The organism is Millisia brevis NBRC 105863, assembly GCF_001552615.1.
In the GTDB taxonomy this organism is placed as follows: Bacteria; Actinomycetota; Actinomycetes; order Mycobacteriales; family Mycobacteriaceae; genus Millisia; species Millisia brevis.
The window spans coordinates 23672-49097 of the sequence record NZ_BCRN01000021.1; the positions used below are offsets into that span (position 1 = coordinate 23672).

Genomic DNA, 25426 nt, shown 5'->3' on the forward strand with positions numbered 1-25426 from the left:
GGCCGATCGTGCGCCCTCAGCCGGTGGCGGCGGCCCGTCGCCGACGACGCGGTGCCTCGACGACCGGCGCGGCGGGCTCCAGGACCTCGGCCAGGAACTTGCCCGTATAGCTGGCGGCGACGGCGGCGATCTCCTCGGGCGTGCCCTCGGCGATGACGGTGCCGCCTCCGGAGCCACCCTCCGGCCCCATGTCGATCACCCAGTCCGACGTCTTGATCACGTCGAGGTTGTGCTCGATCACGATGACGGTGTTGCCCTTGTCGACCAGGCCGTTGATGACACCGAGCAGCTTGCGGATGTCCTCGAAGTGCAGGCCGGTGGTCGGCTCGTCGAGGATGTAGATCGTCCGGCCCGTCGACCGCTTCTGCAGTTCGGCGGCCAGCTTGACGCGCTGGGCCTCGCCACCGGACAGCGTCGGCGCCGGCTGGCCCAGGCGGACATAGCCCAGACCGACCTGCACGAGCGTCTCGAGGTAGCGGTGGATCGAGGTGACCGGCTTGAAGAACTCGGCGGCCTCCTCGATCGGCATATCGAGGACCTCGGCGATCGTCTTGCCCTTGTAGTGCACCTCGAGGGTCTCGCGGTTGTACCGCGCGCCGTGGCAGACCTCACAGGGCACGTAGACGTCCGGCAGGAAGTTCATCTCGATCTTGATCGTTCCGTCACCGGTGCACGCCTCGCAGCGGCCGCCCTTGACGTTGAACGAGAACCGTCCCGGCTGGTAGCCGCGCACCTTCGCCTCGGTGGTCGCCGCGAAGAGGGTGCGGATCTTGTCGAAGACGCCCGTATAGGTCGCCGGGTTCGACCTCGGGGTGCGTCCGATCGGCGACTGGTCGACCTGGACCAGCTTGTCGAGGTGGTCGAGCCCGGTCACCCGGGTATGCCGACCGGGAACGTGCCGGGCGCCGTTGAGCTTGTTGCCGAGCACCGACGCGAGGATGTCGTTGACCAGCGTCGACTTACCCGATCCGGAGACCCCGGTCACCGCGCACAGGACGCCGAGCGGGAAGGTGACGTCGATATCGCGCAGGTTGTTCTCCCGGGCGCCGACGACCTTCAGCGCGCGCTTGGGATCGACGGTGCGACGCATCGCCGGCGGCTCGATCGTGCGGCGACCGGCCAGATAGGCCCCGGTCAACGATTCGGTATTGGCCAGCAACTGCCGGTAGGTGCCGCTGTGCACCACCTTGCCGCCGCGCTCCCCGGCGAGCGGGCCGATGTCGACCACCCAGTCGGAGGCCTTGATCGTGTCCTCGTCGTGCTCGACGACGATCAGCGTATTGCCGAGGTCACGCAGCCGGGTCAACGTGTCGATCAGTCGGCGATTGTCGCGCTGGTGCAGGCCGATCGACGGCTCGTCGAGCACGTAGAGGACGCCGACGAGGCCGCTGCCGATCTGGGTGGCGAGTCGAATGCGCTGCGCCTCGCCGCCGGAGAGGGTGGCCGCGGCCCGCGAGAGGCTCAGATACTCGAGGCCGACGTCGAGCAGGAAGCCCAGGCGGGCCTGGATCTCCTTGAGCACCTGCCCGGCGATCGCCTCCTCGCGCTCGCCCAGGACCAGGCTGTCGAGGAATTCCGCGCATTGCGCGATCGACAGCTCGGCCACCGCGGCGATCGATCGGTCTCCCCCGTCGGAGCCGGCGATCGTGACCGCCAGGATCTCCGGGCGCAGCCGGGCCCCCTCGCAGGCCGGGCACGGTACGTCGCGCATATAGCCCTCGTACCGCTCCTTCATCTGGTCGGACTCGGTGTTCTCCATCCGCCGGTGCAGGAAGGGCATCACGCCCTCGAAGTCGGCGTAGTAGGACCGCGTCCGCCCGTAACGGTTGCGGTAGCGCACGTGCACCTGGTGGTCGGAGCCCTCGAGGACCGCTTTCTTGACCGCCTTGGGCAGCTTGCGCCACGGCGTGTCGACGTCGAAGCCCATCTCGCCCGCCAGGCCCGACAGCAGTCGGCCGAAGTACTCGGCGGTCTGCCCGACCGCCCAGGGGGCGATCGCGCCGTCGGCGAGCGAGAGGTCCGGGTCGGGGACGACCAGTTCCGGATCGACCTCCTTGCGGATGCCGAGGCCGGTGCACTCCGGGCAGGCGCCAAAGGGCGAGTTGAACGAGAAGGCACGCGGTTCGAGATCGTCGATGGCCAGTGGATGGCCGTTGGGGCAGGCCAGCTTCTCGGAGAAGCGCCGCTCCCGATCGGGCGCATCCTCCTCACGGTCGACGAAGTCGAGCACGACGATGCCGTCGGCGAGCCGCAGCGCGGTCTCGATCGAGTCGGTCAATCGTTGCTTGGCGCTCGCCTTGACCGTCAACCGGTCGACGATGACCTCGATATCGTGCTTGTCCTGCTTCTTGAGCTTCGGCGGATCGGTCAGCTGATGGTTGACCCCGTCGACCCGCACCCGGGAGTAGCCCTGGGTGTTGAGCTGCTCGAAGAGATCGACGAACTCCCCCTTGCGGGTGCGTACCACCGGCGCGAGGACCTGGAAGCGCAGGCCCTCCTCCATCTCGAGCACCTGGTCGACGATCTGCTGCGGGGTCTGCCGGGCGATGCGCTCCCCGCAGACCGGGCAATGCGGGGTGCCGGCGCGCGCGTAGAGCAGGCGCAGGTAGTCGTAGACCTCGGTGATCGTGCCGACGGTCGAGCGCGGGTTCCGATTGGTCGACTTCTGGTCGATCGACACCGCCGGGGAGAGGCCCTCGATGAAGTCGACGTCCGGCTTGTCCATCTGCCCGAGGAATTGGCGTGCATAGGCGGACAGCGACTCGACGTACCGGCGCTGCCCCTCGGCGAAGATCGTGTCGAAGGCCAGGGACGACTTCCCGGAGCCGGACAGGCCCGTGAAAACGATCATCGCGTCCCGCGGCAGATCGAGATCCACCGAGCGCAGGTTGTGCTCCCGCGCGCCACGCACGATCAAACGGTCGGCCACTGAAAAGCCCCTTCGTCGAGTTCCCTGCCGTGCCTACCGGTGGGTGATGCATCTTCCGGGTGGTGGATCGTCCGGGCGATGCGCAGCATCCGGCGGCATTGCGATGCTAGGCCCGACCACCGACAGGTTCGGCCGGGCGGGCCGCCCGATCCCGCCGTTACCGCGTGCGCGAGACCGTTCCCGTTCGCCGACCGGCCGACTAGCGTGAACGCCATGAGCGATCACGCGACCGGCCCCGCCGTCACCATCTCCGATACCTATACCGGGGACCTGTCCGGGAGCGGGATCCCCCAGCGCACCGCGGCGGGCGCCGCGGTGATCGTCAAGGCGTCGGTCGGCCCGATGGACAACAACGCGTACCTGATCACCGATTCCGGAACCGGCGAATCGCTGCTGATCGACGCCGCCAACGACGCCGAGACCCTGCTGGCGATCACCGCCGGGTCTGTCCCGGCCACGATCGTCACCACCCATTCTCATCCCGACCACTGGCAGGCGCTCGGCCGGGTGGCGGAGGCGACCGGCGCGGCGACCGCGGCCAATCCCCTGGACGCCGAGCCGTTGCCGGTCACGCCCGACCGGCTGCTCGAGGGCGGCGACACGGTGACCGTCGGCGACATCGCCCTCGAGGTGATCCACCTGCGCGGTCATACCCCCGGGTCGATCGCGCTGGTGCTCAGCGAGGGCGACGGCCCGACCCATATCTTCACCGGCGACTCGCTCTTCCCCGGCGGCGTCGGCAAGACCTGGAGCGCGGAGAACTTCACCCAACTGCTCGGTGACGTGACCACCCGCATCTTCGACCGCTTTCCGGACGAGACGATCATCCACCCCGGCCACGGCGCCGACACCACCCTGGGCGCCGAGCGCCCGCACCTCGGCGAGTGGCGCGAACGCGGCTGGTGACCCGCTCGCCGGTCAGAGTCGGCCGGGGGTCGCCCGTTCCGCGAGCAGGGCGCCGGTCACCGACCGCAGCACCGACACCGCGATGTCGATGTCCTCGGGCGACGGCCGCTGCGCCGGATCGAGGGAGTCCAGCGCGGCCTCGACCGTGCGGCCGCGGTCGAGGCGGGCGGACCGCAGTTGCTCACGCCCCTGTTCGGTCAGCTCGACCAGCCCGGCCCGCGCATCGTGCGGGTCGGCGCGCTTGGTCACCAGTCCGCGGGTGTGCAGGGTCGCCACCATCGTCGACACGCTCGGCTGCGTGCAGCTGTCGAGTTCGGCCAGCCGGCTGACCCCGGTCGGTCCGTGCTCGTCGAGCAGCGCGAGGACCCGCAGATGCGGCGGCGGCACGATCGCCGACCTGCGCAGCGTGTGCACCATCCGCGAGGCGTACAGGACCAGGTCCGCGGTGGCCGGTATGGCCTGGTCAACCGGCACATGAGTCATGTCCATAGGCTACCTATGCATGCGAATCGGCGCTCACCCGCCTCGTTGCGTAGACTTTTCTGGCCAATCGGACAAGGTTCCGATGCCCTCGTTCGAGGGCCGCGTTCTTGCAGGGAAGGACAGACCACCGTGCCGGACGGCTCGACCAATGGACCCACCGCAGTGGACGTCGCCGACGACGCCGCGCCCGCGGTCGTCGACGAGCAAGCCCATCTCGACCGGCTCTACGAGCACCTCGATCGGATGCGGGCCTATGCGCGCAGGCGGCTCGATACCGTGCTGCTGGAGACCGGCGGCACCCCTCAGGCGCGTACCGAACGGGAATCCTTCACCGCGATGTACAGCGACGATCTGACCCGCTACGACGCCGCCGAGAACGGGCTCTGCTTCGGGCGGATCGACATGTCGCCGGACGCCGAGGACGAGTCCGGGGACGGCTCGGACTCGGGCCACCGCCATATCGGGCGCATCGGCATCCTCGACGAGGACAACGACTACGACTCGTTGCTCTTCGACTGGCGTGCCCCGCTCGCCCGACCTTTCTACCTGGCGACGACCGCCAACCCGGATGGGGTGACCCGCCGCCGCCATATCCGCTCGCGCCGGCGCCGGGTGACCGAGGTCAACGACGAATTCCTCGATCCGAACGCCTATCCGGACGCCGTCGGCGACGCCGCCGGAGGGATGGCCGGCGAGGGCACACTGCTGTCGGCGCTCAATGCCGCCCGCACCGGCCATATGAACGACATCGTCGAGACGATCCAGCGCGAGCAGGACACGATCATCCGCTCGACCCATCGCGGCGTGCTCGTGGTCCAGGGCGGACCCGGTACCGGCAAGACCGCGGTGGCCCTGCACCGGGCCGCGTATCTGCTTTACACCTATCGCAAGCAGCTCGACAAGGCCGGCGTGCTGGTGATCGGTCCGAACGCGACCTTCCTCGACTACATCGGTCAAGTGCTGCCGGCGCTCGGTGAAACCGGCGTGCTGTTGGCGACGATCGGCACGCTCTACCCGGGCGTCACCCCCCAGCGGGTCGACCCGCCGCGAGCCCGCGAGCTCAAGGGATCGCTGCAGATGGCGGAGGTGTTGAGCCGGGCGATCCGCAATCGGCAGGAGATCCCGGATACCCCGATCGATGTGGTGATCGACGGCGTCCGCACCCGCGTCGACCGCAAGCTGGCCACCCGCGCCCGCGGCCGGGCCCGCTCGTCGCGCCGACCGCACAATTCCGCGCGGGAGATCTTCGTCGCCGTCCTGATCGACGGGCTGGCCGACCAGTACGCCCGGGCGATCGGCACCGACGTCGTCGACGGCGGGTCCCTGCTCGACTCGCGCGACCTCGACGACATTCGATCGGACCTGCGGGAGGATCCCGCGGTCGCCCGGGTCGCCGAGGATCTGTGGCCGGAACTGTCCGCGCAGGACGCCCTGGCCGACCTGCTGGCCTCCCCCGAGGCGCTGCGGGCCGCCGCGCCCGACTGGTCGGACGACGACATCGCCGCGGTGACGCGCACCGACGACGGAACCTTCTCCGAGGTCGATCCCCCGCTGCTCGACGAGTTGGCCGAACTGCTCGGCATCAACGACGACGCCGTCGAGGAGCAGCGACGCCGGCAGTGGCGGGCACGGATCGAGGAGGCGCAGGGCGCGCTCGACATCCTGACCGGCTCCGCCCCGCAGGACCTCGACGACGGCACCGACCCGGAGATCCTCATGGCGTACGACCTGATCGACGCCGAGCAGCTCGCCGAGCGCACCTCGGCGACCTATCACCGCACGACCGCCGAGCGGGCCGCGGGCGACCGCACCTGGGTCTACGGTCACGTGATCGTCGACGAGGCCCAGGAACTGTCCGAGATGGCGTGGCGGATGGTGATGCGGCGCATCCCGAACCACTGGATGACCCTGGTCGGTGACGTCGCCCAGACGTCCGAGGCGGCGGGGACCTCCTCGTGGCGGCAGGTCCTCGAGCCCTATGTGGCCCAACGGTGGCAGCGCACCGAGTTGACGGTCAACTACCGGACGCCGTCCTCGATCATGGCGATCGCCGCCGATGTGCTGGCGACGATCGACCCGACCCTCGAGGTGCCGCGCTCGATCCGCCACAACGGGTCGATCCCCGGGTCGGTCCACGTCCCGGCGGACGAGCTGGTCGCCCGGGTGGCGGCGCTGGTCGCCGATCAGGCTCGTCCCGGCCTGGTCGCGGTGATCGCCGCCGAGGCCGACCTGCCCGCCCTGGCCGATGTCGGCGACGACCGGACCACGATCGCGACGGTCGCCGATATCAAGGGACTCGAATTCGACGCGGTGATCGTGGTGAATCCCGACGCCATCCTCGACGCGTCGTCGCGGGGTGCCAACGATCTGTACGTGGCGCTGACCCGCGCCACGCAGCGGCTGCTCGTCGTGCACAGCGCGCAGTTGCCGGAGTGCCTGGGGAATCTCACCCCGCTCGACTGACCGGCGGCGGGTCGTGGACCGACCCGCCCCGGCCGTCGCGGCTCAGACCGTGTGGACGATCAGCACGTCGGTGCGCGCCTTGCGCGCGGCGTCGGCCGGTACCGAACCCAGCAGCCGACCGGCCAACGAGTTGAGGCCCTTGTTGCCGACGACCAGCAGATCGGCGTCGACCTCCTGGACCAGCTTGATCAGCGACTCCACCGGGTTGCCGACGATCGGCCGCTCGGAGATATCGGTCGCGCCGGCGGCCCGGGCCAGTTCGCGGGCGGTGCGCAGGATCTCCTCGGTCGGGGTCGATCCGACGATCTGGTACGCATCCTCCTTGAGGGCGTCGGCGGCCGAACCGTCCCGATCATCGGCCGGGTGATAGGCGCAAGCGATCACCAACTTCGCCGACGCGGCACCGGCGAGTGCCGCCGCCTTCTCGACCGCCCGGTACGACGAGTCCGACCCATCGGTCCCGACGACCAACGTGCGGTACGCGACCATTGTCCAACCTCCTGTCGAGGGCCGGCTCTGCGTGGCCCCTGATCCTGCCGACGTGTCGTGCGGCGTCCGCCGAGATGGCGGTACTGCCGTGCACGACTGAGAGGCACGATAGTCGCTGAAACCGTCGGTAACATCAATTTGGGCCGCAGTTGTCACCACAATCGCCGTCGGTGTTCCCACAACGGGAACACCGACGGGATCCGGCTCACATGTACGGCTCGCGGCCGACTACTTCACGCCGGCGGCGTCCATCGCGCGCAGTTCCTTCTTGAGGTCGGCGATCTCGTCACGCAATCGACCGGCCAACTCGAACTGCAGATCGCGGGCGGCGCTCATCATCTGCTCGGTCATCTGCGCCACCAGATCCGCCAACTCGGCGCGCGGCATCGACGAGACGTCCCGATGGTTCGACGCGACCCCGGCGCCGCTCGCCCGCCCCGGCTCCCCCTGGGCGCGACGGCCGCGGGTGGCGTTGCGTCCCGATCCCCCGATCGACACGACATTGTCGGTGTCGTCCGCCTCCTGATAGACCTGATCGAGGATGTCGGCGATCTTCTTGCGCAGCGGCTGCGGATCGACTCCGTGCTCGGTGTTGTAGGCGATCTGCTTCGCCCGCCGGCGATTGGTCTCATCGATCGCGAACTGCATCGACTCGGTGACCTTGTCGGCGTACATGTGCACCTGACCGGAGACGTTTCGGGCGGCGCGCCCGACCGTTTGGATCAGCGATCGGGTGCTGCGCAGGAAGCCTTCCTTGTCCGCGTCGAGGATCGAGACCAGCGACACCTCCGGCAGGTCGAGGCCCTCGCGCAGCAGGTTGATACCGATCAGCACGTCGTACTCGCCGGATCGCAGCTGCCGCAGCAGTTCGACGCGGCGCAGGGTGTCGATGTCGGAGTGCAGGTACCGCACCCGCACGCCCATCTCGAGCAGATAGTCGGTGAGGTCCTCGGCCATCTTCTTGGTCAGCGTGGTCACCAGGACCCGCTCGTCACGTTCGGCGCGGATCCGAATCTCGTGGATCAGATCGTCGATCTGCCCCTTGGTCGGCTTGACGATGATCTCCGGGTCGAGCAGGCCGGTCGGGCGGATGACCTGTTCGACGACCTCGCCGCCGGCCAGGCCGAGCTCGTAGTTGCCCGGGGTCGCCGACAGGTAGACCGTCTGCCCGATCCGCTCGACGAACTCCTCCCAGGTCAACGGCCGGTTGTCCACGGCGGACGGCAACCGGAAGCCGAAGTCGACCAGATTGCGCTTGCGGGAGATATCGCCCTCGTACATCGCGCCGATCTGCGGCACGGTGTTGTGCGACTCGTCGATGACGAGCAGGAAATCCTCGGGGAAATAATCGATCAGGGTCGCGGGCGCCGAACCGGCGGATCGACCGTCGATATGCCGGGAATAGTTCTCGATACCGGAGCAGAAACCGACCTGCCGAATCATCTCCATGTCGTATTGGGTGCGCATACGCAGGCGCTGCGCCTCCAACAACTTGCCCTTGGCCTCGAATTCGGCGAGGCGTTCCTCGAGTTCCGCCTCGATATCGTGCACGGCGCGTTCCATCCGCTCCGGGCCGGCCACATAATGTGTCGCCGGAAATACCCGCACCGCATCGACCTGGCGGACCACATCACCGGTCAGCGGGTGCAGGAAGTAGAGCGATTCGATCTCGTCACCGAAGAATTCGATGCGGATCGCCAATTCCTCGTAGGCCGGAATGATGTCGATCGTGTCGCCGCGCACCCGGAAGCTGCCGCGGGTGAAGGCGGTGTCGTTGCGGGTGTACTGCACGTCCACCAACAGGCGCAGCAGCGCGTCGCGCGGCACCTCGTCGCCGACCTGCAGGTGCACCGACCGGTCGAGATAGGACTGCGGGGTGCCGAGGCCGTAGATGCACGACACCGACGCGACCACGATCACGTCCCGCCGGGACAGCAGGCTGGACGTGGCGGAATGCCGCAACCGTTCGACATCGTCGTTGATCGACGAGTCCTTCTCGATGTAGGTATCGGTCTGCGCGATGTACGCCTCGGGTTGGTAGTAGTCGTAGTAGGAGACGAAGTACTCGACGGCGTTGTCGGGGAACATCTCGCGAAATTCGTTGGCCAGCTGGGCGGCGAGGGTCTTGTTCGGCGCCATCACCAGGGTGGGCCGCTGGACCTGCTCGATCAGCCAGGCGGTGGTCGCCGATTTGCCGGTGCCGGTGGCACCGAGCAGGACGACGTCCTTGTCCCCGCGCCGGAGCCGGGTGGTCATCTCGGCGATGGCGGCGGGCTGGTCACCCGCGGGCTTGTGCTCGCTGACGACCCGAAACGGCTTCGACGCGCGCTCGACCTCGCCGACCGGCCGGAACTGCGAGTGGGCGAGCACCGGGTACTCGCTAGCAAATGCCATAAGACCAGGGTATGACCTACCACCGACACGCGCCCGCACCGCTCACCCGGTAGCGTCCCAGCCATGAATCGCGCCGACTCCGCACCGCATATGGCGACCCCGGCGCATGTGCATCGGCCCAAGGTGGAGACCTTCGATCCGGACGCGATGACCAATGTCGACCCGAAGGGTTTCGTGCGCTCGGTCGACACCTATTCCGAGGCGCCGTGGGGGCTCTACATGGCCCGCCCGGCCGACCACCCGAGCTTCTCCTACCTCGAGTCCTGGCTGCTCCCGGACCTCGGGCTGCGCGTCTCCAAGTTCCACTTCACCCCGCGCGGATACCGCGAGCAGGACCACTACGTCGACATCGTCGAGATCGACCGCGACGGAGCGATCTGGCGCACCACGGACCTCTACCTGGACATCGTGGTGCTCACCGGCCGCGACACGGAGGTCCTCGACTCCGACGAGCTCGCCCTGGCGATCGCCGGTGGTGTCCTCGAACCCGGCCGCGGCGAGTACGCGATGGATCGCGCCTTCACCGCGGCGATCGGCATCGCCCGGGCGGGCCACGACGTCGATCGCTGGCTGGCGGACGGGGGTCGGCCGGTCGACTGGCTCGGCCACACCCCCGCCGCGCATATCCGCACCGCCGACTGACCGGCCGCTCCCACCCGCGGGCGGGAGCGTCTCAGGAACCCAGCAGGTAGCTGTGCAGGCCGGGCAGGCCGTCGTCGATCACCGCGCCGAAGGCGGCCCGCGGATCGTCCGCGCGATCGGCGGCCGCCGCGGCGCGCCGCTCGAGGGCGAGGTAGGCAAGCCGCGAATCGCCGTCGGTTCGCAGTCGATCGCGCACCACATGCGCGGTGTGCACCGCCGTATCCCGCGGCGCGCCGATCGTGATCGTCACCTGCTCCTCCGGGTCCGCGGATGCGTGCGTCACGGGCCCCCAGAGGCGCCGGAAACCGGCGATATCGGCGCCGACGCGCGGGAACCCGGCCGCCGGGAGACGATCGGCCACCGCGGCGGCGTGCTCCGCGGATTCCGCGGTGATCACCAGGTCGACGACATCGCGGGCGGGCATCCCGTCGACGACGGTCGGCCCGACGTGTTCGACATCGACGATCTCGTCGCCGCCGATCAGCCGCAGCCGCCGACTGCGACGTTCGGCCCGCCGCGCCCACTCGGCCCGCGGTTCGCGAACGATCAGTGGCGGCGCCGCCGGAACCCCGGCCCGCAGGTTCGCGGCGAACGGTTCGAGCCGCTCGCTCCACAACTGCCGAACCGCGGCGACCAACGTCTCCGGGGAGCCGTTGTTGTCGAGCGCGATATCGGCCACCTCCCGGCGCTGGACATCGGTCGCCTGGGCGGCGATGCGGGCCTTCGCGTCGGCCTCGTCCAGACCGCGGCTGTCGACCAGGCGCCGCAGCCGTACCGACTCGTCGGTGAAGACCACGACGACCAGGTGGAACAGCGGCGCCATGCCACCCTCGACCAACAGCGGAATGTCCTGGACGACGATCGCGTCCTCGGGGGCGCTGTCGATCAGCTCCGCGGTACGGGCCCCGACCAGCGGATGCACGATCGCGTTGAGCGTCGCCCGGCTCTCGTCGTCGGTGAAGGCCTTCGCGGCCAGGGCCGGTCGATCGAGCCGACCGTCCGGCAGCAGAATGTCGTCGCCGAACGCCTCGACCAGGCCGGCGAGGCCCGGTGTGCCGGGTTCGACCACTTCACGGGCGATGACGTCGGCATCGACGATCGTGGCGCCCAATTCGGCGAATGTTCGCGCGACCGTGGATTTTCCCGAGCCGATACCGCCGGTCAGACCGATTCTCAACACGTGTGCCACTCCCTCACATCCAACACACCCAAACACATCCTCCCCAAATGCCACAGTGTTTCCCCGACGTTGGATATCTTTTCAGGCGTCCGTCGTGGCATTCGCGCGCATGGCGGCTGCCCGACCACAGTGCCCGATACAAGGTTCGAATCGAGGGTTCGGATACCGAGATCGACAGACCCGGCGGTTGTCCAGACAGCCGCAGTACAGACGCCCGCAGTACCGACGACAAGGAAGAACATGGCCCGCACATCGGTCCAGCCCGGACGGCATCGGCTCGGGATGATGGATGGGGTGCACTGCATCCTCATTCCGGAAGTGGCCGATGCCCTGGCACGCCACCGCCGGAACTGGTTCGTCACCCTGCTGATCCCGGCCCGCCACAGCCTGGCTGCGATGCGTCGCCGCGCCGGCCAGGCCGGTCAGGTCTCCTTCCGGCCGGTGCCCGTCAGCTGATCGGCCGGTCCGCCGACACCCGTTGACGGTGTGTCGGCACCACCTGTCGGCCCTGCCCGTCGACACCGTCCGTCATATCCGACCTCGGGTCCCCACCACCCCCCCGGGCGCTGTTCCGGGCCTCGCGTACCGGCGCCTCCCTCTCGCACCCCGGGCGTCCCGGACCCTCACCTCTCCGGCCTTCGCCTCTGGGACCCTCGCGTCCCGAACGCTGCCTCTCGGATTCTGCGGGCCGCCTGCGATTTCTTCCCACATACGCCAATCGGGGCCCGATCCTTTCGGATCGGGCCCCGATTGTGTGCGTTCTACGGTCAGCTGTTGCCGGACAGCTTCTCGCGCAGCGCAGCCAACTGGGCATCGCTCGCGAGCGATCCGCCGCCGCCGTTCTCCTCGGCGCGTCCCGCAGGAGCGCTGGAGGCCGACTCGGACGAGTAGCCCGAACCGGTGGCAACCTCGGCAGCCTCGTCGGCCGCCGCCTTCTCCATCTGCGCGGTGTGCATGCGGTGACGACGCTCCGCCTCGGCGTAGCGCGCCTCCCACTCCTCACGCTGCTTGTCGTATCCCTCGAGCCATTCGTTGGTCTCGGGATCGAAGCCCTCGGGGAAGATGTAGTTGCCCTGCTCGTCGTAGCTGTCGGCCATGCCGTACTTCGACGGGTCGAACTCGGCGTTGTAGTCCTCGTTGGCCTGCTTGAGGCTCAGCGAGATCCGACGACGCTCCAGGTCGATGTCGATGACCTTGACCATCGCGTCGTCGCCGACGGAGACAACCTGGTCCGGGACCTCGACGTGACGCTCGGCGAGCTCGGAGATGTGCACCAGGCCCTCGATGCCCTCCTCGACGCGAACGAACGCGCCGAACGGGACGAGCTTGGTGACCTTGCCCGGCACGATCTGACCGATCGCGTGGGTGCGGGCGAAGTGCCGCCACGGGTCCTCCTGGGTCGCCTTCAGCGACAGGGAGACACGCTCGCGGTCCAGGTCGACGTCGAGAACCTCGACGGTGACCTCGTTGCCGACCTCGACAACCTCGGACGGGTGGTCGATGTGCTTCCAGGACAGCTCGGAGACGTGCACCAGGCCGTCGACGCCGCCGAGATCGACGAAGGCGCCGAAGTTGACGATCGAGGAGACAACACCCTTGCGGACCTGCCCCTTCTGGAGCTGGTGCAGGAACTCGCTGCGGACCTCGGACTGGGTCTGCTCGAGCCACGCCCGACGCGACAGGACCACGTTGTTGCGGTTCTTGTCGAGCTCGATGATCTTGGCCTCGATCTCCTTGCCGACGTACGGCTGGAGATCGCGCACGCGGCGCATCTCGACCAGGGACGCGGGCAGGAAGCCACGCAGGCCGATGTCGAGGATCAGGCCGCCCTTGACGACCTCGATGACGGTGCCCTTGACGGCCTCGTCCTTTTCCTTGAGCTCCTCGATCGTGCCCCAGGCGCGCTCGTACTGCGCGCGCTTCTTGGACAGGATCAGCCGACCTTCCTTGTCCTCCTTGGTGAGGACAAGGGCTTCGACCTCATCGCCGACCGACACGACCTCGCTCGGGTCGACATCGTGTTTGATCGACAGCTCGCGAGAGGGGATGACCCCTTCGGTCTTGTAACCGATGTCGAGCAAGACCTCGTCACGGTCGACCTTGACGATGGTTCCTTCGACGATGTCCCCATCGTTGAAGTACTTGATCGTGGCGTCGATCGCGGCGAGAAAATCCTCCGCGGAGCCGATATCGTTGACGGCTACCTGCGGCGAGGTGACGGTGGGAGAGGGCATTGGGTGAGTTGCTCCGGACAGGTTGTGGGTCGATGGTTGACAGTCGTGGAGCCGATGCACCTCCGGAGAGGCGACCGACCGGTGCACGCTCGCAGCCCGCTCCTCGGAGGCGAGAGATCGAACGTGCGACGCATCACATAACCGCCGCGACGAACCATGTATTCCGGGGCGTCCGAAACCGCCGACGGAACCCATGATCGATCGACCACCCCGAACGTGGGCACAACCGTGCGATTTCAACACTACGCGACCGAGGGGAACCCGGGCAAACCGGGCCGGTCATTCGATCGAACGACCCAGCACCGGCGATTGCCGAGCCCCCGACCGGCCACGATCGGGCGGCGGTACGGCGCTAGCGTAAGGCCATGTCCGCGTTCCCACCCTCAGGCGACGCGCCGCGTCAGGCACATTCCGCCTCGCCGGCCGGCGAGGTTCCGGTCGACGCCGCCCCCTCCCCCTCCGGGCGGCCGGCGGTCGCCGGGATGATCGACGCCGGCGAGAGCGATCGGGCCAGCCGTTTCTGGTGGGATTCCGACGCCGAGGATTACCACCGTCGGCACGGCGGGTTCCTCGGAACCGACCGTCCCGAAGGCGATTTCGTCTGGTGCCCCGAGGGTCTGCGCGAGGCGGACGTCGGATTGCTCGGGCCGATCGAGGGGCGGGACATCCTCGAGGTCGGCTGCGGCTCGGCGCCCTGCGCCCGGTGGCTCGCCGCGAACGGCGCCCGCCGGGTGGTCGGCATCGACATCTCCGCCGGCATGCTCGGCCGCGCGGTGGCGGCGATCGGCGCGTCGCCCGGCCCGCGGCCGTACCTGGTCCAGGCATCGGCGCAGCACCTTCCGTTGGCCTCGAACAGCTTCGACGCGGTGTGCTCGGCGTTCGGCGCGATCCCCTTCGTCGCGGACACCGCCGGGGTGATGGCGGAGGTCGCCCGCGTCCTGCGGCCCGGCGGGCGCTGGGTCTTCTCGGTCAACCACCCGTTCCGCTGGGCCTTCCTCGACGATCCCGGCCCCGAGGGGCTGATCGCGACGCTGTCCTACTTCGATCGCACGCCCTATACCGAGTACGAGGACGGGCGACTGACCTACGTCGAGCATCATCGAACCGTCGGCGATCGGATTCGCGACATCGTCTCCGCGGGCCTGGTGCTCGACGATCTGATCGAGCCCGAGTGGCCGGAGGACGGCGAGACCAGTTGGGAACAGTGGTCACCGCTGCGCGGCCAACTCCTGCCGGCGACGGCCATCTTCGTCTGTCACAAGCCGTAGCCGTCCCGCCCGCCGCACCCGCCTCACCGGCCGCGGCCGAGTGTGGCCGACCCGGATCAGAAGCGGTAATGACCGTGCTGGGTCACCTCCAGGTGGGTATCGGGAGTAAGGCCGGCGACGGCGAGCGCGGCGAGGACAACCAGGACGCCCACCAGGGCGATCAGAAGAATCATGTAGCGATCGTCGGCCGGCGGCAGCATTCCCAACAGTGGCAGAATCGCCACCTTTAGTCGTTTTTCTGCCGGCATACTGGAGGGCATGTTGTCGCGTGTGGTCGGCGTCCTGCCGCCCGAGACGTCGCTGTTCGAAATGGGTCTGATCGCCGAGGTCTTCGGCCAGGACCGATCGGACGACGGCCTGCCCACCTACGACTTCCGCTTCGTGGCGGCGGCGCCCGGCCCGATCGGCACCGGCCAGGGCTTCGGCCTCGACGTGCCGTTCGACCTCGGGGCGATCGAGGACGCCGATCTGGTGATGGTCGGCGCCGGCGGGACCCGCCGCAATCGCTTCGGCTCGGAGATCCTCGACGCGCATACCCCCGACGCCGGGGATCGCGACGCGGATCGCCTGGCACCGCTCTACGCGGCCCTGCGGGCGGCGCACGATCGGGGCGCCCGGGTGGCGAGCATGTGCAGCGGCGCCTTCTTCCTCGGCGCCGCCGGCCTGCTCGACGGCCGCCGATGCACCACCCATTGGCGTCATGCCGACGCGCTCGCCGCCCGCCACCCACTGGCCCACCTCGACCGCAATGTCCTCTACGTCGACGAGGATCGGGTCGCCACCAGCGCCGGGACCGCGGCCGGGATCGATCTTGCCCTGCACCTGATCCGGGCCGAACAGGGCTCGTCGGTCGCCAACGGCATCGCGCGGCGGATGATCGTGCCGCCGCATCGCGAGGGCGGGCAGGCGCAGTACATCGACTCCCCCGTGCCCTGCGCGGCACTGGACACCCTCGGCCCGGTGCTCGACTGGATGACCGCCAACCTCGATCGGGACCTCCCGGTCGACGAACTGGCCAAGCGCGCCTCGATGTCGCCGCGCACCTTCGCTCGCCGCTTCCACGCCGAGACCGGCAGCAGCCCGGCCCGCTGGCTGTCCGATCAGCGGGTCCTCGCGGCTCAGCACATGCTCGAACGCACCGACCTTCCGGTCGACGCGATCGCCGACCGGGTCGGTTTCGGATCCGCGGTGGTCCTGCGCACCCACTTCGTCCGTCTGCGCGCCGTCACCCCGCACGCCTACCGCCGAACCTTCCGTCGTTCCAGTCAATCTGTCCGAATGTCCTAACAAACTATTGACAGGTCACATTCTCGCCGTCATCGTGGTGTGCGACACACAAACATCCCGTTCGTGGTGCACCCGTTGGTGAGAGGACCCAGTCACATGCGCATCGGATTGGTCGGCGCCGGCCGAATCGGCACATTCCACGCCTCGACGCTCGCTCAGTTGGACCAGGTGGAGACCCTGGTGGTCACCGACGCGTTCCCCGAGGCCGCCGCCCGCCTGGCGACCGAGCGCGGGTGGGAGACCGCCGAGAGCGTCGAGGACCTTCTCGGCCGCGTCGACGGGGTGGTGATCACGTCGGCGACCGCCAGTCACGGCGAGATCCTGCGGCAGTCGGCGCTGGCGGGGGTGCCCACCTTCTGCGAGAAGCCGCTCGCGCTGTCGCTGGCGGAGACGATCGACGTCGTCCGGGTGGTCGAGGAGAGCGGCACGCCGGTGCAGGTCGGCTTCCAGCGCCGCTTCGACGAGGGCTACCGCGCCGCGAAGCAGGCGATCGACAGCGGCGAGCTCGGCTTCCTGCACACGGTGCGGCTGAACACCAACGACCAGTCCCCTCCGCCCGCTGCGTATATCCCCACCAGCGGCGGCCTGATCCGGGATTGCAATGTGCACGACTTCGACATCCTGCGCTTCCTGACCGGCCGCGAGGTGGTCAACGCCTACGCCCTCGGCGCCAACAAGGGTGAGGACTTCTTCGCCGAGGGCGGCGACGTCGACACCGCCGCCGCGCTGCTGACCCTGGACGACGACACCCTCGCGATCGTCTCCGCCACCCGCTACAACGGTGCCGGACACGACGTTCGGGCCGAGGTGATGGGTTCTGAGGGAACCGTCGGCGTCGGCTACGACGAGTCGCTGGCGGTGCGGTCGGCCGAGCCCGGAGCCGTCTCGCCGACCGCTCAGAAGTGGTCCTATATGGAGCGCTTCCAGCCGGCCTATCGCAGCGAGCTGACCGCGTTCACCGAGGTGGTCGCCGGTTCGCGTCCCAGCCCCTGCACCGTGCGCGACGCCCTGGCGGCGTTCCGCATCGCCGAGGCCTGCGAGCAGTCCCGAATCAAGGGCCAGCCGGTAGCGCTGAGCGATATCGGCACCATCGCCCCGTAGATCGGGAGCCGCCCGGGTGTGCCCTCGTCGGCAGTGGGGGGCCGGGAACATCGGGCGGCGCTCGCGTGTTGACATCACTAGGCGCGCCGTGCCCGATCGGTCACGGCCCCGGCTGTACCCGGCCCGAAAACAACACGCGAGGTGAACGATCACATGGCCACAACGACCCTGACCGCCGAGAACTTCGACAACACGATCACCGACAACGACATCGTCCTCGTCGATTTCTGGGCGTCGTGGTGCGGACCGTGCCGACAGTTCGCCCCGACCTTCGAGGCGTCGTCGGACAAGCACCCCGATGTGGTGCACGGCAAGATCGACACCGAGGCCGAGCAGTCGCTCGCCGCGGCCGCGAACATCCGGTCGATCCCGACGATCATGGCCTTCCGCGAGGGCATCCTGGTCTTCGCCCAGCCCGGCGCCCTCCCGGCCGCCGCGCTCGACGACCTGATCGTTCAGGTCAAGGGCCTCGATATGGAGGACGTGCGCGCCAAGGTCGCCGAGCAGAACGCGACCGACGATCAGGATCAGCCCGCCGTCTGATCCCCCTCTCGACAGACACCGGTGCCCGGTACCCCCTCGCGGGATACCGGGCACCGGTGTCTGTGGGGGCGCCGGCGTATCAGTGGGCGGCGGCGTCCCAGGTGCGGCCGGTACCGACCGAGACCTCCAGCGGGACGGTCATCGTGATCGGCGCGGCCATCTGCGCGCGCACCAGAGCCTCCAGCTCCTCGCGCTCGGATTCGGCGACCTCGAAGACCAGTTCGTCGTGTACCTGCAGCAGCATCCGGGAGCGCAGACCGGCCTCCCGCAGGGCGCGGTCGACGTCGATCATCGCCATCTTGATGATGTCGGCCGCGGTCCCCTGGATCGGCGCGTTGAGCGCGGCCCGCTCGGCGACCTCCCGACGCTGCCGGTTATCGCTGGTCAGATCGGGTAGGTACCGACGTCGACCGAACAGGGTCGAGGTGTAGCCGACCTTCCGGGCGTCCTCGACGACCCGGTGCAGATAGTCGCGCACCCCGCCGAAGCGGCCGAAGTACGCCTCCATCTGTTCCTTCGCCTCGTCGGTGGAGATCTTGAGCTGCGTCGACAGGCCGTAGGCGCTCAGTCCGTAGGCCAGGCCGTAGGACATCGCCTTGACCCGGCGCCGCAGTTCCGGGGTGATCTCCTCGATCGGCACGCCGAAGGCGCGGGCGGCGACGAAGTTGTGCAGGTCCTCGCCGGTATTGAAGGCCTCGATCAGCCCCTCGTCCCCCGACAGGTGCGCCATGATTCGCATCTCGATCTGGCTGTAGTCGGCGGTCATCAGCGATTCGAAGCCGTCGCCGACCACGAAGGCCTCACGAATCTCGCGACCGGCCTCGGTCTTGACCGGGATGTTCTGCAGATTCGGATCCGTGGACGACAGCCGGCCGGTGGCCGCGATCGTCTGGTTGAACGTCGTGTGGATGCGGCCGTCGTCGGAGACCGCCTTGAGCAGGCCGTCGACGGTGACCTTCAGCCGGGTGGCGTCCCGATGCTCGAGCAGATGCTTGAGGAAGGGGTGCTCGGTCTTCTCGTAGAGGCCGGCCAGCGCGTCGGCGTCGGTGGTGTAGCCGGTCTTGGTGCGCTTGGTCTTCGGCATGTCGAGCTCGTCGAACAGGACCGTCTGCAACTGCTTCGGTGAGCCGAGGTTGATCTGCTTGCCGATCACCGCGTACGCGTCCTCGGAGGCGCGCGCCACCCCGGCGGCGAAACGCTTCTGCAGGTCCTCGAGGTGGTCGGTGTCGACCGCGATGCCGGTGGACTCGACACCCGCGAGGACGCGCAGCAGCGGCAGCTCCATATCGGTGAGCAGGGATGCCGATTCGATCGAGGTCAGCTCGGTGTCGAGCACGTCCGCGAGATCGGCGACCGCGCGACCGGCGACGATCTGCGCCTCGGCCCGCGCGGTCTCGGCCTGATCCTCGGCCTCGAGCAGCGACAGCTGCTGGGCGCCGTCGTCCTCGACCCGCAGCTCGCGCTTGAGGTAGCGGATCGACAGATCGTCGAGCGCGAAGCTGCGCTGTCCGGGCCGCACCAGATAGGCCGCGAGAGCGGTATCGCTGGAGACGCCGCCGAGGGTCCAGCCGCGCCCGGCGAGGGCGTGGATCGCCCACTTCGCGTCGTGTACCGCCTTCGGCACGTCCTCGTTCGCCAGCCAGTCGGCCAGCGCCGCCTCGTCCTGCTCGGTCAGCGTGGTGACGTCGACATAGGTGCCCTCACCGTCGGGAGCGGCCACGGCGATCGCATCGGTGTCGCCGCCGAAGACGACCTTGGTGCCCTGCACCGACAGCCCGCTGCGAGCACCCGGCCCGGCGTGGGCGGCCAGCCAGGCCGCGATCGTGCCCGGTTCGGCGATCCCGCCGCGTACGTCGAAGCCCGCGTCGACCTCCGGCTCCGCCGATGAGAGCGTCTCGAAGAGCCGGTCGCGCAGCACCCGGAACTCGAGATCATCGAACAGCCGATGGATGCGCTCCCGATCCCAGCCGGTGAGCTCGAGCTGATCCGGGGTGTACGGCAACGCCAGGTCGCGCACCATCTCGGTCAACTGCCGGTTGAGCACCACCGACGACAGGTTCGCCCGCAACGATTCGCCGACCTTGCCGCGAACGGTGTCGACCTTGTCGACCAGGTTCTCGAGCGTGCCGTACTCACGGATCCACTTGGCGGCGGTCTTCTCCCCCACCCCGGGGATGCCGGGCAGGTTGTCGCTCGGGTCGCCGCGCAGGGCCGCGAAGTCCGGATACTGCGTCGGAGTGAGCCCGTACTTCTCCTGCACCTGCTCCGGGGTGAACCGCGTCAGATCGGAGACGCCCTTGCGGGGGTACAGCACGGTGACGTCGTCGTTGACCAACTGGATCGAGTCGCGGTCGCCGGTGACCACCAGGATCCGATAGTCCAGCGGCAGGGCGCGGGTGACCATCGTGGCGATGATGTCGTCCGCCTCGTATCCCGCCTCGGCCATCACCGGGATGCCCATCGCGCCGAGCACGTCCTTGATCAGGTCGATCTGACCGGCGAACTCGTCCGGGGTGCGCAGCCTGTTGGCCTTGTACTCCGGATATGCCTCGGTGCGGAAGGTCGCGCGCGAGACGTCGAAGGCGGTGGCCACGTGGGTCGGGCTCTCGTCGCGCAGCAGATTGATCAGCATCGACGTGAAGCCGTAGACGGCGTTGGTGGTCTGCCCACTGGTGGTCTTGAAGTTGTCCGCCGGCAGGGCATAGAAGGCGCGGTAGGCCACCGAGTGGCCGTCGATCAACATCAACGTCGGCCGATCGTCCGACGGCGAGGTGGTCGAGGCGTTGGCGGAAGCGGTGGCTGGACTCACCTCGAACAGTTTAGGTACAGCCTCCGACAGGTCCCCGCGCCGCCTCGAACCGGGCCCGGAGCGCGCCACTCCTCACACCGTTTGTGACCACCGTCGCGGGCCCGACGCGGACTCGACACCGTTCGGAAACCATTTCGAGACCCGATTTGCACCCCCATCCAGACGAAACTGAACGGAAACAAACGGGAAATCTCAGAGCCCGGAATCGCAACCACGAAGCGTCTAGAGTCCCAAACCGGAAAACCGCGCCGGTCCACCGGCCGCCATATCCTCGCCAACGGAGACTCGAGTGCCCGTATACCCCCGGCAACGGCCGGTCCCCGGCGCGCGACCGCGTACGACGGGACGGCTCACCCGCCTGCCCGTCCGCGTGGCCACTCTGCTGATTCTGTTGTTCTTCTCCGTCCTCGGCCTCGCCGGAACCGCCTTCGCGCAGGATCCGGTCGAACCGACCACGCCGGCCGTCGAAGCGCCGGCCGAGTCCGCGCCCGCGGATGTACCCGCCGACGCCGTGCCCGTCAGCGGCCGCCTGATGAACTCCGGTACGCCCGTCCCGGACGCGACCGTCACCGCCACCGACGGCTCCGGAACCGTCGCCGCCGAGACCACCAGCGACGCCGACGGTCGCTGGCAGCTGCAGGTGTCGCCGGGGTCGTACACCTTCGGTATCGACGAATCCTCGTTGCCGGACGGCACATCCGTCCAGGGCACCGTCGACCGCGACATCGTCGCCGGCCGCTCCAATACCGTCATTTTCTCGTTCGGTGAGGCCCGCACCTCGATCGGTACGCCGCTGTGGGAACGCTTCGTGCGCACCACGATCGACGGTCTGCGCTTCGGCCTGATCATCGCGATCACCGCGGTCGGCGTCAGCCTGATCTTCGGTACCACCGGCCTGACGAACTTCTCGCACGGCGAGATGGTCACCTTCGGTGCCGTGATCGCCTGGATGTTCAACGTCAAGATGGGCCTGCACCTCATCCCGGCGTCGATCCTCGCGATCATCGTCGGCGGCGCCTTCGGCTGGGCGTACAACGCCGGGGTCTGGAGACCGCTACGAAAACGTCGAACCGGTTTGATCGCCCAATTGGTCGTATCGATCGGCCTCGGTATCTCGCTGCGCTACCTGATCCTCATCTTCTACTCGGATCGGTCGAATCCGTTCAACGATTACCAGGGGCAGGTCGAACACGACTGGGGACCGTTCTCGATCACCAATGTCAACATCGCCTGCATCGTGATCAGCACGATCGTGCTGATCGCCGTCGCGCTGATGCTGCAGAAGACACGCATCGGCAAGGCGATGCGCGCCGTCGCGGACAACCGCGACCTCGCCGCCTCGTCCGGTATCAACGTCGAACGGATCGTCACCTTCGTCTGGGTGCTCGGCGGCGCTCTCGCCGCCCTCGGCGGCGTGCTGTTCGCGCTGTCGGAACTCGGCGGTCGCGTGCAATGGGAAATGGGCTTCAAGCTGCTGCTGCTGATGTTCGCCGGCATCACCCTCGGCGGTCTAGGTACCGCCTACGGAGCGCTGCTGGGCTGCATCATCGTCGGCCTGTTCGTGCAGTGGTCGACGATGCTGATCGACCCCGACCTCAAGTACGTCAGTGCCCTGCTGATCCTGATCATCATTCTCATCGTGCGTCCCCAGGGCATCCTCGGCTCGCGGCAAAGGATCGGTTGACATGGATATCGTCTCTGCTCTGCAGATTTCACTCGCGCAGCTGATCGGTCCGGCAGCCGTCTTCTACGCCCTGCTCGCGATCGGCCTGAATCTGCACTTCGGTTACGCCGGCCTGCTGAACTTCGGCCAGATCGGCTTCGCCCTGCTCGGCGGCTACGGCGTCGGCATCATGACCGTCACCTACCAGCAGCCCCTCTGGCTCGGTGTGCTGGTCGGCCTGGCGGCCGCCGGATTGCTCGCCCTGGTGCTCGGTATCCCGACGCTGCGACTGCGCGCCGACTATCTCGCCATCGCGACGATCGCGGCATCGGAAGTGCTCAGATTGGTCTTCCGGTCCACGGCCTCCTCCGAGGTCACCGGATCGACCCGCGGTCTCTACGGCTTCGGCCAGTCGTTCGCGGACCTGAGCCCCTTCGACGCCGGTAAGCAGTACTCGCTGCTCGGCCTGAAGTTCGGCGGCAACGACCTGTGGTTCATGCTGGTCGGCTGGACGTTGGTGCTGCTGCTCTGCGGCTTCGTCTACCTGCTGACCCACTCCCCCTGGGGCCGCGTGCTCAAGGCGGTCCGCGAGGACGAGGACGCCGCGCGCTCGCTCGGCAAGAACGTCTTCATCTACAAGATCCAGGCGCTGGTGCTCGGCGGTGTGATCGGTGGTCTCGGCGGTGTCTTCACCGCCCTGAACACCCGCTCGCTCAACCCGGACTTCTTCTCGACCGCGCAGACCTTCTTCGCGTTCGGTGCGCTGATCCTCGGTGGTGCGGCGACGGTTTTCGGTCCGGTCCTCGGCGCGATGCTGTTCTGGTTCCTGCTGTCGATCCCGGACACCCTGCTGCGGCAGGCCGCCTCCGGCGACAACCCGCTGATCCCGCTGACCGACCAGCAGGTCGGTGCGACGCGCTACGTCCTGCTCGGACTGCTCATCGCGGCGATGATGGTCTTCAGACCCCAGGGAATTCTCGGCAACAAGCGAGAGGTTCAGCTCAATGCCTGACATGGCGAAGACCCCGGCCCCCGCCTCGACCGGGGGCGGCAGGCATGCCCTGCCGGACCCCTCCGGCCGCCGAGCCCTGTCGGCCGAGGAGCGGGCGACGCTGTTCGCGGGTATCGGCTCGACGCCCGGCGTCTCCAAGCCCGACCCGGCGATGATCGTCGACGGCATCTCGCGAACCTTCGGCGGTCTCAAAGCCGTCGACGTCGATCATCTCGAGATCCAGCGCGGCTGTATCACCGGTCTGATCGGACCGAACGGCGCCGGCAAGACGACACTGTTCAACCTGTTGACCGGCTTCGACACCCCCGACACCGGCAACTGGACCTTCGACGGTGTCGAGATGGGCAAGCTGCATCCGCACCAGGTCGCCCGCAAGGGCGTCGTGCGGACCTTCCAGCTGACCAAGGCGCTGTCCAAGCTCACCGTGCTGGACAACGTCAAACTCGGGGCCACCGGGCAGCGCGGCGAACACATGCTCTTCAGCCTGATGCCCTGGACCTGGAAGGCGCAGGAGAAGGAGATCACCGAGCGGGCGCTCGAGGTGCTCGCCCGGTTCAAGCTCGACGCGAAGAAGGACGATCTCGCCGGCTCGCTGTCCGGCGGTCAACGCAAGCTGCTCGAGATGGCGCGCGCGTTGATGACCGATCCGGCGGTGGTCATGCTCGACGAGCCGATGGCCGGCGTGAACCCGGCTCTGACGCAGAGCCTGCTCGGCCACATCAAATCGCTGCGCGACGAGGGCATGACGGTCGTCTTCGTCGAGCACGACATGGACGTCATCCGCGACATCAGCGACTGGGTGGTCGTGATGGCGCAGGGCTCGGTGATCGCCGAGTCGGCGCCGGAGGATCTCGGATCGAATACCGCCGTCGTCGATGCCTATCTCGGCAGCCATCACGATCAGGCGCTCGAATTCGACGCCGACGGCAATCCCGTCGGAGCGACGGCCGACCTCGCCGAGGCCATCGAGGAGGCGGAGGCGAAGGTGCTCGACACCGGTGGCGATCTCGCCGAACCGGATGTCACCGTCACCCCGGCGACCCCGTCGACCGGCGAGGCATCCGATACCGCCACCGAGGGATCCGGAGAACAGCGATGACCGAACCGACCGATGCCCCGCAACTGACCAAGCCGGCGGCTGGCCTCACCCCGGCGGAATTGGCCGCCACCCCGGAGGAACACAACCGGTTGGCACAGAACGCGCTGATGCGTGCGGACGATCTGATCGCCGGCTACCTGCCGGGTGTCGACATCCTCAAGCACTGCAACTTCTATCTCAACGACGGCGAGATCGTCGGCATCATCGGACCGAACGGCGCCGGCAAGTCGACCTTGCTCAAGACGCTGTTCGGCCTGATTCCGGTCCGGCACGGAGCGGTGACCCTGCGCGGCGACAACATCACCTCGGCCCTGGCGCACGTGCTGGTGACCAAGGGCGTCGGCTATGTTCCGCAGACGCAGAACGTCTTTCAGGCGTTGACGATCGAAGAGAACCTCGAGATGGGCATCTATCTGCGGCCCAAGAAGTTCGCGGAGCGATTCGACGCGGTCGCCGACCTCTTCCCCCTGCTCGGCGAACGCCGAAAGATCAAGGCGGGGGCACTGTCCGGCGGTGAGCGCCAGATGGTCGCGATGGGGCGCGCACTGATGATGGAGCCGTCGGTGCTGCTGCTCGACGAGCCGTCGGCCGGTCTGTCACCGATGTTCCAGGACGAGGTCTTCATCCGCTGCAAGCAGATCAACGGCACCGGCGTCTCGATCATCATGGTCGAGCAGAATGCCCGTCGCTGCCTGCAGATCTGCGACCGCGGATACGTTCTCGATCAGGGCACCAACGCCTACACCGACACCGGCCGCAATCTGATGAACGACCCGAAGGTGATCGAGCTCTACCTCGGAACCCTGGCGGGCAGCCGAGAGAGCAAGTAGCGACAACGCACAGCCGAAAGGGCCGGAACCCGCATGGGGTTCCGGCCCTTTCGTGTGCCCCCTGCAGGACGCTCCCGCCTCTCCCCACCCTCGG

At 68.1% G+C, this 25426-nt stretch carries 20 protein-coding genes; 12 read left to right on the forward strand and 8 right to left on the reverse strand.

Annotated features, from left to right (window positions below):
• Positions 1–16: 16 nt before the first annotated feature.
• The gene (uvrA, locus tag MB1_RS22110) at positions 17–2929 is read right to left on the reverse strand and encodes an excinuclease ABC subunit UvrA (protein WP_066912779.1); all 2913 of its coding nucleotides are present in this window, start codon (positions 2927–2929) and stop codon (positions 17–19) included.
• Between the two features lie 213 nt (positions 2930–3142).
• On the opposite strand from uvrA, the gene MB1_RS22115 reads away from it, so the two are divergent.
• Positions 3143–3835 (forward strand): MBL fold metallo-hydrolase, encoded by a 693-nt coding sequence (locus tag MB1_RS22115; protein ID WP_066912780.1) that lies wholly within the window; start codon positions 3143–3145, stop codon positions 3833–3835.
• Positions 3836–3847: 12 nt separating this feature from the next.
• Here the strand turns inward: MB1_RS22115 and MB1_RS22120 are convergent, their stop codons facing one another.
• Complete coding sequence (locus MB1_RS22120; RefSeq protein ID WP_169801719.1) at positions 3848–4318, reverse strand: MarR family winged helix-turn-helix transcriptional regulator; 471 nt, start codon at positions 4316–4318, stop codon at positions 3848–3850.
• A 129-nt stretch (positions 4319–4447) separates the two neighbouring features.
• Here MB1_RS22120 and MB1_RS22125 point away from each other — a divergent pair, with 129 nt between their 5' ends.
• Positions 4448–6781, forward strand: a complete 2334-nt coding sequence (locus MB1_RS22125; protein WP_439646971.1) for a HelD family protein — start codon at positions 4448–4450, stop codon at positions 6779–6781.
• Between the two features lie 42 nt (positions 6782–6823).
• On the opposite strand, the gene MB1_RS22130 is transcribed toward MB1_RS22125, so the two are convergent.
• Both MB1_RS22130 and uvrB read right to left on the reverse strand, forming a co-directional pair.
• Complete coding sequence (locus tag MB1_RS22130) at positions 6824–7270, reverse strand: universal stress protein (RefSeq protein WP_066912786.1); 447 nt, start codon at positions 7268–7270, stop codon at positions 6824–6826.
• 228 nt (positions 7271–7498) lie between these two features.
• Entirely contained in the window at positions 7499–9664 is a 2166-nt protein-coding gene (gene uvrB, locus MB1_RS22135) for an excinuclease ABC subunit UvrB (RefSeq protein ID WP_066912788.1), read from the reverse strand.
• A 90-nt stretch (positions 9665–9754) separates the two neighbouring features.
• On the opposite strand from uvrB, the gene MB1_RS22140 reads away from it, so the two are divergent.
• Complete coding sequence (locus MB1_RS22140) at positions 9755–10306, forward strand: ribonuclease FAU-1 family protein (RefSeq protein ID WP_066912844.1); 552 nt, start codon at positions 9755–9757, stop codon at positions 10304–10306.
• A 31-nt stretch (positions 10307–10337) separates the two neighbouring features.
• Here MB1_RS22140 and coaE read toward each other — a convergent pair whose 3' ends face one another.
• Positions 10338–11486: a dephospho-CoA kinase gene (gene coaE / locus MB1_RS22145; protein WP_066912790.1), complete on the reverse strand. Its 1149-nt coding sequence runs from the start codon at positions 11484–11486 to the stop codon at positions 10338–10340.
• 240 nt (positions 11487–11726) lie between these two features.
• Between coaE and MB1_RS22150 the strand changes: the two genes are divergently transcribed.
• Positions 11727–11942 (forward strand): hypothetical protein, encoded by a 216-nt coding sequence (locus MB1_RS22150; protein ID WP_066912792.1) that lies wholly within the window; start codon positions 11727–11729, stop codon positions 11940–11942.
• A 311-nt stretch (positions 11943–12253) separates the two neighbouring features.
• On the opposite strand, the gene rpsA is transcribed toward MB1_RS22150, so the two are convergent.
• On the reverse strand, positions 12254–13720 hold the full coding sequence (gene rpsA, locus MB1_RS22155; protein ID WP_066912794.1) for a 30S ribosomal protein S1: 1467 nt from the start codon (positions 13718–13720) through the stop codon (positions 12254–12256).
• Positions 13721–14085: 365 nt separating this feature from the next.
• Here rpsA and MB1_RS22160 point away from each other — a divergent pair, with 365 nt between their 5' ends.
• Complete coding sequence (locus MB1_RS22160; RefSeq protein WP_084352435.1) at positions 14086–14988, forward strand: class I SAM-dependent methyltransferase; 903 nt, start codon at positions 14086–14088, stop codon at positions 14986–14988.
• 56 nt (positions 14989–15044) lie between these two features.
• Here MB1_RS22160 and MB1_RS25340 read toward each other — a convergent pair whose 3' ends face one another.
• A complete protein-coding gene (locus MB1_RS25340; protein WP_157084262.1) occupies positions 15045–15212 on the reverse strand; it encodes a hypothetical protein in 168 nt (55 codons plus the stop codon).
• 34 nt (positions 15213–15246) lie between these two features.
• Here MB1_RS25340 and MB1_RS22165 point away from each other — a divergent pair, with 34 nt between their 5' ends.
• The 3 genes from MB1_RS22165 to trxA all read left to right on the forward strand — a co-directional run bounded on the left by MB1_RS22165 (position 15247) and on the right by trxA (position 17919).
• Positions 15247–16275: a GlxA family transcriptional regulator gene (locus MB1_RS22165; RefSeq protein ID WP_066912796.1), complete on the forward strand. Its 1029-nt coding sequence runs from the start codon at positions 15247–15249 to the stop codon at positions 16273–16275.
• Positions 16276–16371: 96 nt separating this feature from the next.
• A complete protein-coding gene (locus MB1_RS22170; RefSeq protein ID WP_066912798.1) occupies positions 16372–17376 on the forward strand; it encodes a Gfo/Idh/MocA family protein in 1005 nt (334 codons plus the stop codon).
• 153 nt (positions 17377–17529) lie between these two features.
• On the forward strand, positions 17530–17919 hold the full coding sequence (trxA, locus tag MB1_RS22175) for a thioredoxin (protein ID WP_066912800.1): 390 nt from the start codon (positions 17530–17532) through the stop codon (positions 17917–17919).
• A gap of 79 nt (positions 17920–17998) precedes the next feature.
• Here trxA and polA read toward each other — a convergent pair whose 3' ends face one another.
• Positions 17999–20728 (reverse strand): DNA polymerase I, encoded by a 2730-nt coding sequence (gene polA, locus MB1_RS22180; protein WP_066912802.1) that lies wholly within the window; start codon positions 20726–20728, stop codon positions 17999–18001.
• Positions 20729–21086: 358 nt separating this feature from the next.
• On the opposite strand from polA, the gene MB1_RS22185 reads away from it, so the two are divergent.
• The 4 genes from MB1_RS22185 to MB1_RS22200 are packed head-to-tail and all read left to right on the forward strand — an operon-like array spanning position 21087 to position 25332.
• On the forward strand, positions 21087–22412 hold the full coding sequence (locus tag MB1_RS22185; protein ID WP_066912848.1) for a branched-chain amino acid ABC transporter permease: 1326 nt from the start codon (positions 21087–21089) through the stop codon (positions 22410–22412).
• Position 22413: 1 nt separating this feature from the next.
• Positions 22414–23403: a branched-chain amino acid ABC transporter permease gene (locus MB1_RS22190; RefSeq protein WP_066912804.1), complete on the forward strand. Its 990-nt coding sequence runs from the start codon at positions 22414–22416 to the stop codon at positions 23401–23403.
• Complete coding sequence (locus MB1_RS22195; RefSeq protein ID WP_084352437.1) at positions 23396–24502, forward strand: ABC transporter ATP-binding protein; 1107 nt, start codon at positions 23396–23398, stop codon at positions 24500–24502. The genes MB1_RS22190 and MB1_RS22195 overlap by 8 nt, the downstream gene beginning before the upstream one ends.
• On the forward strand, positions 24499–25332 hold the full coding sequence (locus MB1_RS22200; protein ID WP_066912806.1) for an ABC transporter ATP-binding protein: 834 nt from the start codon (positions 24499–24501) through the stop codon (positions 25330–25332). The genes MB1_RS22195 and MB1_RS22200 overlap by 4 nt, the downstream gene beginning before the upstream one ends.
• Positions 25333–25426 lie beyond the last annotated feature (94 nt).